Annotated in this window: 11 protein-coding genes; 9 read left to right on the forward strand and 2 right to left on the reverse strand. The window is 64.6% G+C overall.

Annotated features, from left to right (window positions below):
* Positions 1-13: 13 nt before the first annotated feature.
* On the reverse strand, positions 14-292 hold the full coding sequence (locus FIU28_RS12640) for a DUF3551 domain-containing protein (RefSeq protein WP_143573380.1): 279 nt from the start codon (positions 290-292) through the stop codon (positions 14-16).
* Between the two features lie 494 nt (positions 293-786).
* On the opposite strand from FIU28_RS12640, the gene dnaE reads away from it, so the two are divergent.
* Positions 787-4,320 (forward strand): DNA polymerase III subunit alpha, encoded by a 3,534-nt coding sequence (gene dnaE, locus FIU28_RS12645; RefSeq protein WP_143573382.1) that lies wholly within the window; start codon positions 787-789, stop codon positions 4,318-4,320.
* Positions 4,321-4,418: 98 nt separating this feature from the next.
* Positions 4,419-5,633 (forward strand): amidohydrolase family protein, encoded by a 1,215-nt coding sequence (locus FIU28_RS12650; RefSeq protein ID WP_143573384.1) that lies wholly within the window; start codon positions 4,419-4,421, stop codon positions 5,631-5,633.
* Positions 5,634-5,690: 57 nt separating this feature from the next.
* Here FIU28_RS12650 and FIU28_RS12655 read toward each other — a convergent pair whose 3' ends face one another.
* On the reverse strand, positions 5,691-5,894 hold the full coding sequence (locus tag FIU28_RS12655) for a hypothetical protein (RefSeq protein WP_143573386.1): 204 nt from the start codon (positions 5,892-5,894) through the stop codon (positions 5,691-5,693).
* Positions 5,895-6,187: 293 nt separating this feature from the next.
* Here FIU28_RS12655 and FIU28_RS12660 point away from each other — a divergent pair, with 293 nt between their 5' ends.
* The 7 genes from FIU28_RS12660 (at position 6,188) to FIU28_RS12690 (ending at position 12,469) form a co-directional block, all read left to right on the forward strand.
* On the forward strand, positions 6,188-7,183 hold the full coding sequence (locus tag FIU28_RS12660; RefSeq protein ID WP_143573388.1) for a 30S ribosomal protein S2: 996 nt from the start codon (positions 6,188-6,190) through the stop codon (positions 7,181-7,183).
* Between the two features lie 150 nt (positions 7,184-7,333).
* The gene (gene tsf / locus FIU28_RS12665) at positions 7,334-8,257 is read left to right on the forward strand and encodes a translation elongation factor Ts (RefSeq protein WP_143573390.1); all 924 of its coding nucleotides are present in this window, start codon (positions 7,334-7,336) and stop codon (positions 8,255-8,257) included.
* 73 nt (positions 8,258-8,330) lie between these two features.
* Positions 8,331-9,047, forward strand: coding sequence for a UMP kinase (gene pyrH / locus FIU28_RS12670; protein WP_143573392.1), 717 nt, complete (start codon positions 8,331-8,333; stop codon positions 9,045-9,047).
* Between the two features lie 57 nt (positions 9,048-9,104).
* Positions 9,105-9,671 carry a ribosome recycling factor gene (gene frr / locus FIU28_RS12675; RefSeq protein WP_143573394.1) on the forward strand — a complete coding sequence of 189 codons (567 nt, stop codon included), beginning with the start codon at positions 9,105-9,107 and terminating at the stop codon, positions 9,669-9,671.
* 95 nt (positions 9,672-9,766) lie between these two features.
* Entirely contained in the window at positions 9,767-10,522 is a 756-nt protein-coding gene (locus FIU28_RS12680; RefSeq protein ID WP_143573396.1) for an isoprenyl transferase, read from the forward strand.
* Positions 10,523-10,527: 5 nt separating this feature from the next.
* Positions 10,528-11,241 carry a phosphatidate cytidylyltransferase gene (locus FIU28_RS12685; protein ID WP_441351297.1) on the forward strand — a complete coding sequence of 238 codons (714 nt, stop codon included), beginning with the start codon at positions 10,528-10,530 and terminating at the stop codon, positions 11,239-11,241.
* A 4-nt stretch (positions 11,242-11,245) separates the two neighbouring features.
* Positions 11,246-12,469, forward strand: coding sequence for a 1-deoxy-D-xylulose-5-phosphate reductoisomerase (locus FIU28_RS12690; protein ID WP_143573397.1), 1,224 nt, complete (start codon positions 11,246-11,248; stop codon positions 12,467-12,469).
* The last annotated feature ends 26 nt before the right edge of the window (positions 12,470-12,495 follow it).

The raw sequence follows: 12,495 nt of genomic DNA on the forward strand, positions 1-12,495 counted from the left end.
AATCCGCTCGAAATCAGTAGGCGTAGCGGTCGCGGTTGCGCGGACGGCGGCGCGGCGCAGGCTCATCGATATAGCGCTCCTGGCTGTAGGCCAGCGCCGGGTTCTGGAAACAGCTCTGGCCGAGGCCGGAGGCCGACGCCATGCACTGCTCGAAGGTCACGAAGCGGCAGTCATCCTGGTCGTACCGCGTACGCATGCAGATCGGATAGCTGCCGCCGGCGGCAGCAGCAGGGGCGATGTCGATTGCCGTCATCGTGCCGATGGCCATCAGGGCGAACAGGGCTTTGCGCATTGAGTTTCTCCTGCCGACTCGACCGGCGTGTTGGTTTCGGACCGCACAACATCGACGCGCCGGCCATTCGTCAACTCACATCGTCGAAATGAGTGACGGCCGGGCATTCGATGCCCGGCAGGCGATTAACCATCGCCCAACCAGACGGTGAATGTCGCTGTCGCCTCGCTTGACTAAAGAACAAAGGAAGAACTATGTTCTTCATACGTTCTAGAGATCACGGAGGCTGACATGTTGAAGACTTTCGTTGAAGAGGCTGCCGCACTGGCGTCGATCGTTCTGTTCGTGGGCATGATTGCGGTGTGGGCGCAATTGATCCCCCAGCTCTGAGCCTGGCCCGTTCGGGCGGCGTAAGCCGGCGACGGGAAAGCGGGGATGCTTTGGGTGGCGCGTTCGTTTCGCGTGGACAGCCCCGGGTCCAGCCATCACCATGGACTGGCGAGTCGATCTTTCGAGGTCGCCGCGTTTCCTCCAGTCGATGATTGCCTGACGCCATGAGTTCCAGACCCGCTGCTGCGGCTAATGCCGGTTTCGTCCACCTGCACACCCATTCGGCCTATTCGCTGCTGAAGGGCTCGATCAAGGTCGAGAAGCTGGCGGCGCTGGCCAAGGCCGACCACCAGCCGGCGCTGGCCCTGACCGACACCGACAACATGTTCGGCGCGCTGGAATTTTCCGAGAAACTGGTCGGCTACGGCATCCAGCCGATCGTCGGCTGCGAGATCGCGGTGGATTTCGGCGACCAGGATCCTAACGCCCGCAATGCGCTGAACGCAGTGCCGGCGCGCATGGTATTTCTGGCGGCGCGCGAGCGCGGCTATCGCAGCCTGATGAAGCTGAACTCGCGGGCGTTCCTGGAAACCCCGATCCACCAGACCCCGCATATCAAGTTCGAGTGGATGCTGGAGGAGGCCGAGGACCTGATCGTGCTGACCGGCGGGCCGGAAGGCCCGATCGCTATGGCGCTCAATGCCGATCAGGCGGCACTCGCCGCCACCCGCTGCGACCGCCTGGGCTCGCTGTTCGGCGACCGGCTGTATATCGAGTTGCAGCGCCACGGCGTCGAGAAGGAGCGCCGCGCCGAGGCCGGGCTGATCGATCTGGCCTATGCCAAGGGTTTTCCGCTGGTCGCCACCAACGAGCCGTATTTCGCCACGGCCGACGATTACGAGGCGCATGATGCGCTGTTGTGTATCGCCGGCGGCAAGATGATCGCCGACACCGAGCGCGACCAGCTCACCCCCGACCACCGCTTCAAGACCCGCTCCGAGATGGCCGTGCTGTTCGCCGACCTGCCAGAGGCGCTGGCCTCCACGGTGGAGATCGCCGAGCGCTGCTCGTTCCGGCCGCGCACCCGCAAGCCGATCCTGCCGCGCTTCACGGTCGGCGCGGGCTCCAATGCCGCCGATGCCGAAAGCGAGGAAGCCGAGGAACTGAAGCGGCAGGCCCAGGAGGGCCTGACGCGGCGGCTCGCCGTCCACGGCGTCTCGCTGGGCATGACGGAGGAGGACTACCGCGCGCGGCTCGACTTCGAGCTGAACGTCATCAACCGCATGAACTATGCCGGCTACTTCCTGATCGTGGCCGACTTCATCAAATGGGCCAAGGAGCAGGGCATTCCGGTCGGCCCTGGCCGTGGTTCGGGCGCGGGCTCGATGGTCGCCTATGTGATGACCATCACCGACCTCGACCCGATCAAATTCGGCCTGCTGTTCGAGCGCTTCCTCAATCCGGAACGCGTCTCGATGCCCGACTTCGACATCGACTTCTGCCAGGACCGCCGCGGCGAGGTCATCACCTACGTACAGAATCGCTATGGCCGCGATCAGGTCGCGCAGATCATTACCTTCGGCACGCTGCAGGCGCGCGGCGTGCTGCGCGACGTCGGCCGCGTGCTGCAGATGCCATACGGCCAGGTCGACAAGCTGACCAAGCTGGTGCCGCAGAATCCGGCGGCGCCGGTGACGCTCGCCGCCGCCATCGAGTCCGAGCCGAAGCTGCAGGCGTTTCGCGACGAGGACCCGATCGTCAAACGCGCCTTCGACATCGCGCTGCGGCTCGAGGGCCTGACGCGCCACGCTTCGACGCACGCCGCCGGTATCGTGATCGGCGACCGCCCGCTCTCCGAGCTGGTGCCGATGTATCGCGATCCGAAATCCGACATGCCGGTCACCCAGTTCAACATGAAATGGGTCGAGCCCGCGGGCCTGGTGAAGTTCGACTTCCTGGGCCTGAAGACGCTGACCGTGCTCGACGTCGCGGTGAAGCTGTTGAAGCAGCGCAACATCCACGTCGACCTGCCGACGCTGCCGATCGACGATGCCGCGACCTATGCGATGCTGGCCAAGGGCGAAGTGGTCGGCGTGTTCCAGCTGGAAAGCCAGGGCATGCGGCGCGCGCTGGTCGATATGCGCCCCGACAGGTTCGAGGACATCATCGCGCTGGTGGCTTTGTATCGGCCGGGCCCGATGGCGAACATCCCGACCTATTGCGCGCGCAAGCATGGCGACGAGCAGTCGGAATACATGCATCCGATGCTGGAGCCGATCCTGAAGGAAACCTACGGCGTCATCATCTACCAGGAACAGGTGATGCAGATCGCCCAGGTGATGGCCGGCTACTCGCTCGGCGACGCAGACTTGCTGCGCCGCGCGATGGGCAAGAAGATCCGCGCCGAAATGGAAAAGCAGCGCGCGATCTTCATCGCGGGCTCCGTCAAGAACGGCGTCGCCAAGGAACAGGCCGACACGATCTTCGACCTGCTCGCCAAATTCGCCGACTACGGCTTCAACAAGTCGCACGCCGCGGCCTACGCGCTGGTGTCGTACCATACCGCCTATATGAAGGCGCATTACCCGGTCGAGTTCATCGCCGCGTCGATGACGCTGGACATGAGCAACACCGACAAGCTGTCGGAATTCCGCGCCGAGGCGCAGCGGCTTGGTATCAAGCTCGAGGCACCCAACATCAATCTCTCGGCTGCCACCTTCGAGGTCGCCGACAACACCATCTTCTACGCGCTGGCCGGCCTGAAGGGCGTCGGCGGCGCCGCGGTCGACCTGATCGTCGAGGAGCGCAAGAAAGGCCTGTTCACCTCGCTGGCGGATTTTGCGTCGCGGGCGAGTCCACGTGCGATCAACAAGCGCGTCATAGAGAGCCTCACGGCCGCCGGCGCGTTCGATACGCTGGACGCCAACCGCGCCCGCGTGTTCGGCGGCGCCGAGGCGATCCTCGCGGCGTGCCAGAGCGCGCATGAGGACAAGACGATCGGTCAGAAGAGCATGTTCGGAGGTGCTGCGGACGCGCCGACCATCATGCTGCCGCAGATCGACAATTGGCTGCCGGCCGAAAAGCTGCGCCGCGAATACGACGCCATCGGCTTCTTCCTGTCCGGCCATCCGCTCGACGACTACGCCGTGGTGCTGAAGCGGCTGCGGGTGCAGAGCTGGGCGGAATTCTGCCGCGCCGTGAAGTCGGGCGCGACCGCCGGCAAGGTCGCCGCGACCGTGGTGACGCGTCAGGAGCGCCGCACAAAGACCGGCAACAAGATGGGCATCATGGGCCTGTCCGATCCCACCGGCCATTTCGAGGCCGTGCTGTTCTCGGAAGGCCTCGCCCAGTTCCGTGACGTGCTGGAGCCGGGCGCTGCCGTCTTGCTGCAGCTCGGCGCCGAACTGCAGGGCGAGGACGTTCGCGCCCGCGTGCTGCATGCCGAGCCGCTGGATGCCGCCGCCGCCAAGACCCAGAAGGGTCTTCGCATCTTCCTGCGCGACACCAAGCCGCTGGATTCGATCGTCAAGCGCCTGTCCGGTGACGCGCCGGCGGCCGCCGCCTCCGGCCGCGGCGTGCTGGCACCGAAGCCGACCGCGCCGTCCGGCGGGGCGGGGGAGGGCGACGTCTCGGTGGTGATGATGCTGAATCTGGAAACCGAGGTCGAAATGAAGCTCCCCGGCCGCTTCCGCATCTCCCCGCAGATCGCCGGCGCCATCAAGGCGGTGACCGGGGTGGTACAGGTCGAGATGCTGTGATTTCGGTCCACTGGACTCTTCACCCTTAAGGCGCAGAATTACCTTGTCAGTCGACGCCATGAACGATGGGCGCGGTCGGCTGTTTGGTTTGAAAAGCCATGAGCCGTGCCATGGGTCGATTGCTGAGTATCATCTGGGTCTTCGCATTGCTTGCTGGTCAGGCGCACGCCAGTGATGGGCCGTCGATGATGCTGACAGGGGCGACCGTCTACGCGTCGCCAACAGCGTCTCCGATTGCCGATGCCTTGGTGTTGATCTCCGGCGGCATGATCACCGCCGTAGGCAAACGGTCGGACGTGCAGGTGCCGATCGACACGCAGGTGATCGATTGCACAGGCAAGACCGTAGTCGCCGGTTTCTGGAACAGCCACGTCCATTTCACCGGACCGCAATGGCTTCGGGCTGACAGCGCGCCCGCCGGGCAACTGACGCTGCGCATGCAGGAGATGCTGACGCGCTGGGGTTTTACCACCGTTTGGGATCTCGGCTCCGTGCCGCAAAACTCTCTTTCATTGCGAGCTCGCGTCGAAAGCGGCGAGGTCGCAGGGCCCAAAATACTTCTCGCGCCTAACTTCTTTCCGAAAGGCGGCCATCCGATCTATGTGCCGGCCGACGTGGAGGTGCCCGAGCCTGGGACGCCGGGCGAGATGACAAATCTGGTCTCTGAGGCGTTTGGCATGGGCAGCGACGGCGTGAAGCTTTTTACCGGCTCGTTCAGGGGCCCCAAGCCGGTGGTCAACATGGACCCGGCTGTGGCCAAGGCAGCCGTCGATGTCGCCCATGCGCGAGGCAGGCCGGTCTTCGCCCATCCACAGAACAAGGCAGGCGTGGACATCGTGCTGGCGACCCATGTCGATGTGATGGCTCACACCGTACCCGCGCAGCACAACTACAGCGAGGAACAATTGAGTCTCGCCAGAGCCGAGGGCACGGCCTTGATCCCAACGCTGACGCTATGGACGACAGCGCCGCTGCTGGCGTCCAGCATGGTCGACGCCGGAGTGCTGCAACTGAAGACCTTTTCGGACAATGGCGGCACCATCCTGTTCGGCACAGACGTAGGCTTCACAAAAATCGTCGATACCACGTTGGAATTGGAATTGATGGGACGCGCGCTGTCGGCCAGTCAGGTTCTCGCGGCGCTGACCACCAATCCGGCGGGCTTCTTCCATGCCGCGCGAAAAGGGCGAGTGGAGGTGGGAATGGATGCCGATCTGGTGGTGCTGGACGGTGATCCTGCCGCCGACGTCCGCAACCTTGCGAAGGTCGGCATGACTATCCGGGCCGGGCGGACCATTTATCAGAAGCCATGATGCAGGGGCCAGCGGGCGGGGTGCTCCGCGCCGTTCAGGCGGACAGCACGGCTTTGTTCAGGCGGCGGGCAGGGTGATCGGGCCGAATGAAGCTTTCGGATAGAGGTAGTCCTCTCCGGATTCATCAATGACGCGCAGCATCCCATGCTTGTCAGCATCCTGATCAACCAGCGCGATGTAGATCTTTCGTCTTTCCAGCGAGGCGTCGTAGCCGTCGTTATCGAGGCATACGACGAGTTGTTCCGATGGTGTCTCGGTCATGGTCTGCCCTCCAAAGAGGTGCTTGATCCGGTCATGGTGCCCAATTGCCGTGTTATATCCTCAAAATGCCCGGCGGGGTATTTGTGACGGCATATCCCGCCAGTCACGCAGAAAAACCTGCAAGTGTCCGGTTTGCCTTGCTTATCCCGGGAATCCGGCTATATACCGCGCCATCTCACACGGAAGCACGGCCTCACGGCCATCCGGTGGCATTCCGGCCTCACAGCAGATTTCCTGCCTAAACGCTTGATTGCTCACACGCTTCCGGAGGAACCAACCGGAGAATTAGAACTATGGCGATTCCTGAATTTTCTATGCGTCAGCTCCTCGAAGCCGGCGTCCACTTTGGCCACCAGTCGCACCGCTGGAACCCGAAGATGGCTGACTACATCTTCGGCGCGCGCAACAACATCCACATTATCGATCTCGCCCAGACCGTGCCGCTGCTTCACCGCGCGCTGCAGGCTGTGTCGGACACCGTCGCCAAGGGTGGTCGCATCCTGTTCGTCGGCACCAAGCGCCAGGCCCAGGACGTCGTGGCCGAAGCTGCCAAGCGTTCGGCGATGTACTTCGTCAATTCGCGCTGGCTCGGCGGCACGCTGACCAACTGGAAGACCATTTCCGGTTCGATCAAGCGCCTGCGCCACCTCGATGAAGTGCTCAACTCGGGCGATGCCTCGGCCTACACCAAGAAGGAGCGCCTGACGCTGCAGCGCGAGCGCGACAAGCTCGACCGTTCGCTCGGCGGCATCAAGGACATGGGCGGTCTGCCCGACCTGATCTTCGTGATCGACACCAACAAGGAAGACATCGCGATCCAGGAAGCCCAGCGCCTGGGCATCCCGGTGGCGGCGATCGTCGACACCAACTCGGACCCCAAGGGCATCACCTATGTGGTCCCGGGCAATGACGACGCCGGCCGTGCGCTGACGCTGTATTGCGACCTGATCGCCCGCGCCGTCATCGACGGCATCTCGCGCGCCCAGGGCGATTCCGGCTACGACATCGGCGCCTCGGCGGCCCCGATCGAGGAAGCCATCGCGGCTCCGGAAGCCGCCGGCTTCCAGGGTCTGGCGGGTCCCCGCGGCACCGCCGACGACCTCAAGAAGCTCACCGGCGTGTCCGGCGAGATCGAGAAGAAGTTCAACGACCTCGGCATCTTCCACTTCTGGCAGCTGGCCGAGCTCGATCACGACAACGCCCACAAGATCGGCGAAGAGGTCGGCCTGCCGACCCGTGCCGATGGCTGGGTCGCCCAGGCCAAGGCGATGACGGCGGAAGCCGAGTAATCACGCTCACGCGTCTGAGAGTTAAGTGTGGCCGGGGTTCCGGCCACACTTTTTCGGTTCTACTTCCTCACGATGAAAATTCCTGTGGCGTCGCGTGGCATGCAGCATCGGCTGCGCCCGCTTCAGCCCTGGCAGGCAAAGGGTTCAACGATGGCAACGATTACCGCAGCGATGGTCAAGGACCTCCGCGAGACCACCGGCGTCGGCATGATGGACTGCAAGAACGCGCTCACTGCCAATGACGGCGACATGCAGGCATCGATCGACTGGCTGCGCGCCAAGGGCCTCTCCAAGGCCGCCAAGAAGGCCGACCGCGTCGCCGCGGAAGGCCTGATCGGCGTCGTCACCGCCGGCGCCAAGGGCGTCGTCGTCGAAGTCAATTCCGAGACCGATTTCGTCGCCCGCAACGAGCAGTTCCAGGGCCTGGTCAAGATGATCGCTCAGGTCGCGCTCAAGGTCGGCGGCGATGTCGATGCGATCAAGGCGCACCAGGTCGGTGACGCCACCGTCGAAACCGCGATCACCGAAGCGATCGCGACCATCGGCGAGAACATGTCGCTGCGCCGCGCCGCCCTGCTCGAAGTCTCGGCCGGCGTCGTCTCCAGCTACGTGCACAACGCCGTGACCGAAGGCCTCGGCAAGATGGGCATCATCGTCGCGCTGGAATCGACCGGCAAGACCGACGAACTCGCCGTGCTCGGCAAGCAGATCGCGATGCATGTCGCCGCCGCCAACCCGCAGGCGCTTGATTCGACCTCGCTCGATCCCGCCGTCGTGGCGCGCGAGAAGGACGTGATGGCGGACAAGTATCGCCAGCAGGGCAAGCCGGAAGCGATGATCGAGAAGATCGTCGAGAACGGCCTGAAGACCTATTACAAGGAAGTCTGCCTGCTCGATCAGGCCTTCATCCACGACACCGCCAAGTCGGTCGCCCAGGCCGTCAAGGAAGCCGAAGGCAAGGTCGGCGCGCCGATCAAGCTGACCGGCTTCGTGCGCTACGCGCTCGGCGAAGGCATCGAGAAGCAGACCTCGGACTTCGCCGCCGAAGTCGCCGCCGCCAGCGGTCAGAAGTAAGCACGACTTGTTACATAAGACTCCCGGCGGATCGACGCCGGGAGTTGCCGCCTCGAAAGGAAGCGATCGCATCATGGGTGAGCCGCTCTATCGTCGCGTCGTGATCAAGCTTTCAGGCGAATATTTTGCCGGCGGCCAGCCGTTCGGCATCGACCAGCCCACCATCGACCGCATTGCCGGCGACCTCATCGCGGCCCAGAAGCTCGGCGTCGAGATCGCCGTCGTGGTCGGCGGCGGCAATATTTTTCGCGGCGTCGAAGTGTCCTCGCGCGGCGTGTCGCGCCCGACCGGCGACACCATGGGCATGCTCGCCACCGTGATGAACTGCCTGGCGCTTGAAGCTGCGATCGAGCGTCGCGCGGTGCCGGCCCGCACCCTGTCGGCGATGGTCATGCCGCAGGTCTGCGAGCTGTTCACCCGTGCTGCCGCGCACAAATATCTCTCCGAAGGCCGCATCGTGCTGCTCGCCGGCGGCACCGGCAATCCGTATTTCACCACCGACACGACAGCGGTGCTGCGCGCCGCCGAAATCGGCGCCGCGGCGGTGCTCAAGGCGACCAATGTCGATGGCGTCTACAGCGCGGATCCGAAGAAGCACCCGGCCGCCACGCGGTTCGAGCGGCTCAGCCATTCGCAGGCGGTCGAGGGTAACTACAAGGTCATGGACGCGACCGCTTTCGCGCTTGCCCGCGAGACGGCGCTGCCTATCATCGTATTTTCGATCGCCGAGCCGGGTTCGATCGGCGCCATTCTGACCGGTACAGGCCGCGGCACCATCGTCGCGGGCTGATTTTCAGTGTAGCCCGGCCGCGGTGCGGAGCAGGGCAGGTTTCAAGAGGAGAGCTGCATGGCCCCGTTGGCCCCATTCGATATCAACGACCTCAAGCGCCGTATGCAGGGCGCCACTGCCGCGCTGAAGCACGAACTCGGCGGACTGCGCACCGGGCGCGCCGCGGCCTCGATGCTGGAGCCGGTGCAGGTGGAAGCCTATGGCAGCCATGTGCCGTTGAAGTCGGTCGCCACCATCTCGGTGCCGGAGCCGCGCCTTTTGTCGGTGCAGGTCTGGGACAAGTCGATGGTCAAGGCCGTCGAAAAGGCGATCGTCGATTCCAACCTTGGCCTCAGCCCCGCCACGGAGGGCACGACGTTGCGCTTGCGGATTCCCGAGCTCAACGAAGAGCGCCGCAAGGAACTGGTGAAGGTCGGTAATAAATACGCCGAGGCCGCCAAGGTCGCCGTCCGCCATGTCCGCCGCGACGGCATCGACCACATCAAGAAGCTCGAGAAGGCGCACGACATCACCGAGGACGACCAGAAGCGCCTCGACAACGACGTGCAGAAGGCGACCGACGCCTCGATCGCCGAAATCGACCAGATGCTGGCCGCCAAGGAAAAGGAAATCATGACGGTCTAGCGCGATCCTTCGCGCTGGCGCGACGGACAGCAAGGCCTGCCGTCGCGCCCCTATTTGACTTGAAAGCGCATGATGTCATGCGCAGGGACCAACCGATGTCGAACGCCGCCGCGCCCGCAACTGATGGATCGGACCGATCCACGCCTTTGCATGTCGCGATCATCATGGACGGCAACGGGCGCTGGGCCTCCGCACGCGGCCTGCCGCGCGCCGAGGGCCACCGCCGCGGCGTCGATGCGCTGCGCCGCGTCGTCCGTGCCGCCAACGAAATCGGCATTCTCTATCTCACGATATTCTCCTTCAGCTCGGAGAACTGGTCGCGTCCGGCGACAGAAATCCGCGACCTGTTCGGATTGCTGCGTCGCTTCATCCGCAACGATCTGGCGACGCTGCATGCCGACGGCGTCTGCGTTCGCGTGATCGGCGAGCGCGAAGGGCTCGATCCCGATATCCGTTCGCTGCTCTCCGAAGCCGAGGATCTGACCCGCGGCAACACCCGGCTCAATCTCGTGGTGGCTTTCAACTACGGCTCGCGCCACGAGATCGCCAAGGCCGCGCAGCGCCTGGCGCAGGAAGTCGCCGACGGCAAGCGCACGCCGGACAGCATCAATGTCGATACGCTCGGGCAGTATCTCGACGCGCCGGACATTCCGGATCCCGATCTGATTATCCGCACCTCCGGCGAACAGCGACTTTCGAACTTCCTGATGTGGCAGGCCGCGTATAGCGAGCTTGTTTTCGTGCCGATGCACTGGCCGGATTTCGACAAGGCCGCGCTGGAAGGCGCGATCGCCGAATACGCCCGCCGCGAGCGCCGCTTCGGCGGTCTTGCTGCGAAGACCGGTTCGTGACGGACGTGGATCACGACGGCGGCGCGCCGAAACAGGTCGATGACCGCGGTCTGCGAAACCTCCTGATGCGCGTGCTCGCCGCGCTGGTGCTGATCCCGGTCGCGATCGGCGTCGCCTATGCCGGCGGCTGGTGGTGGGCTGCGCTGGTGATCGCGGTTTCGATCGGCCTGTTCGTCGAATGGCGGATGATTGTCGGCGCGGGCAGCATGGGCTGGATCGCGCTCGGCTTGCTTTATGCCGCAGCCGCGCTGGCGGCGTCCATCGTAGTGCGGCTGGACCCGGTCTGGGGTTTTGCGGCGCTGATGTTCGTGCTGCTGGTCGTTTGGGTCACCGACATCGGCGGCTATTTCGCGGGCAGGGGGATCGGCGGCCCGAAACTGTGGCCGCGGGTCAGCCCGAAGAAGACCTGGGCCGGCGCGATCGGCGGCCTGGTGCTCAGCCTCGGCGTGGCCTTTGGTTTTGCGGCCTACGGAATCGGCCGGATCGGGCCGCTGCTGGTACTCGCCACCGCGCTGACGGTCACGTCGCAGCTCGGCGACCTGTTCGAATCGGCGGTCAAGCGCCGCTTCGGCGTCAAGGATTCCAGCCACATCATTCCCGGCCACGGCGGTCTCCTGGACCGGCTGGATGGCTACGTCTTCGCGATTGTCGCTGCCGCGGTGATCGGTCTTTTACGCGGCGGCGCCGATGGTGTCGGCCGCGGTCTTATGGTTTGGTGATCCGATGAGTGCTGTTCCTCTGCGAAACAACAAGGCCGCCGCGTCCAGCGTGCGCCGCGTAACCGTTCTCGGCGCCACCGGCTCGATCGGTGACAGCACGATGGACCTGATCCGCGCCGCGCCGGAACGCTATCAGGTGGAGGCGTTGACCGCCAACACCAACGTCGAAGGCCTGGTGAAACTCGCCAAGGAATTCCGCGCCCGCTTCGTCGCGGTCGCCGATGCGTCCAAACTGGCCGAATTGCGGTCGGCGCTGGCCGGCACCGGCATCCAGTGCGGCGCCGGCGACAGCGCCATCGTCGAGGCCGCGGAGCGTCCGTCGGACTGGCTGATGGCCGCGGTATCCGGCGCGGCCGGGCTGAAGCCGGCGCTGGCGGCGGTGGACCGCGGCGCCACCATCGCGCTGGCCAACAAGGAATGCCTGGTCTGTGCCGGTGATTTCTTCATGCAGCGCGCCGCCAAGGCGGGGGCCTGCATCCTGCCGGCGGATTCCGAGCATAATGCGCTGTTCCAGGCGCTCGGCTCCGGCAGCCGCGAAGAACTGACGAAGGTCATCATCACCGCGTCCGGCGGGCCGTTCCGCACCTGGGCCGCCGCCGACATCGAGCAGGCGACGCTCGCGCAGGCCTTGAAGCACCCGAACTGGTCGATGGGGCAGAAGATTACCATCGATTCCGCCTCGATGATGAACAAGGGCCTCGAAGTGATCGAGGCCTCCTATCTGTTCGCGCTGACGCCGGACGAGATCGACGTATTGGTGCATCCGCAGTCGATCGTCCATGGCATGGTCGAATTCCGCGATTTCTCGGTGCTGGCGCAGCTCGGCTCGCCGGACATGCGGACGCCGATCGCGCATTGCCTGGGCTGGCCGGACCGCATTCCGGGCCGGGCCGCGCCGCTCGATCTGGCCAAGATCGGCACGCTCACCTTCGAGGCGCCGGATTATGCGCGTTTCCCCGGCCTCAAACTGGCCTTTGACGCGCTGCGCACCGGCCACGGCGCGACCACGGTCTACAACGCCGCCAACGAAGTCGCGGTCGCGGCCTTCATCGCGCAGAAAATCCGGTTCGGTGCGATCGCGCGGCTGGTCGAGGCGACCATGAATGACTGGGTGCGGTCAGGTAATTTGGCACCGCTTTCGTCGGCCGATGACGCCATCGCCGTTGACCATAGCGCGCGAAAAATGGCTGCCACCCTCTTGCCTCAAATTGCCGCAAAGGCAACCTAGTCAATTGGGGACGAAGCTTGCGGCTT

Origin of the sequence: Tardiphaga sp. vice154 (assembly GCF_007018645.1) — a bacterium.
Taxonomy (GTDB): Bacteria; Pseudomonadota; Alphaproteobacteria; order Rhizobiales; family Xanthobacteraceae; genus Tardiphaga.

Bases quoted from the DNA above. Each gene is read 5' to 3' on its own strand.
- FIU28_RS12640 (WP_143573380.1), bottom strand. From the start codon at position 292: ATGCGCAAAGCCCTGTTCGCCCTGATGGCCATCGGCACGATGACGGCA.
- dnaE (WP_143573382.1), top strand. From the start codon at position 787: ATGAGTTCCAGACCCGCTGCTGCGGCTAATGCCGGTTTCGTCCACCTG.
- FIU28_RS12650 (WP_143573384.1), top strand. From the start codon at position 4,419: ATGAGCCGTGCCATGGGTCGATTGCTGAGTATCATCTGGGTCTTCGCA.
- FIU28_RS12655 (WP_143573386.1), bottom strand. From the start codon at position 5,894: ATGACCGAGACACCATCGGAACAACTCGTCGTATGCCTCGATAACGAC.
- FIU28_RS12660 (WP_143573388.1), top strand. From the start codon at position 6,188: ATGGCGATTCCTGAATTTTCTATGCGTCAGCTCCTCGAAGCCGGCGTC.
- tsf (WP_143573390.1), top strand. From the start codon at position 7,334: ATGGCAACGATTACCGCAGCGATGGTCAAGGACCTCCGCGAGACCACC.
- pyrH (WP_143573392.1), top strand. From the start codon at position 8,331: ATGGGTGAGCCGCTCTATCGTCGCGTCGTGATCAAGCTTTCAGGCGAA.
- frr (WP_143573394.1), top strand. From the start codon at position 9,105: ATGGCCCCGTTGGCCCCATTCGATATCAACGACCTCAAGCGCCGTATG.
- FIU28_RS12680 (WP_143573396.1), top strand. From the start codon at position 9,767: ATGTCGAACGCCGCCGCGCCCGCAACTGATGGATCGGACCGATCCACG.
- FIU28_RS12690 (WP_143573397.1), top strand. From the start codon at position 11,246: ATGAGTGCTGTTCCTCTGCGAAACAACAAGGCCGCCGCGTCCAGCGTG.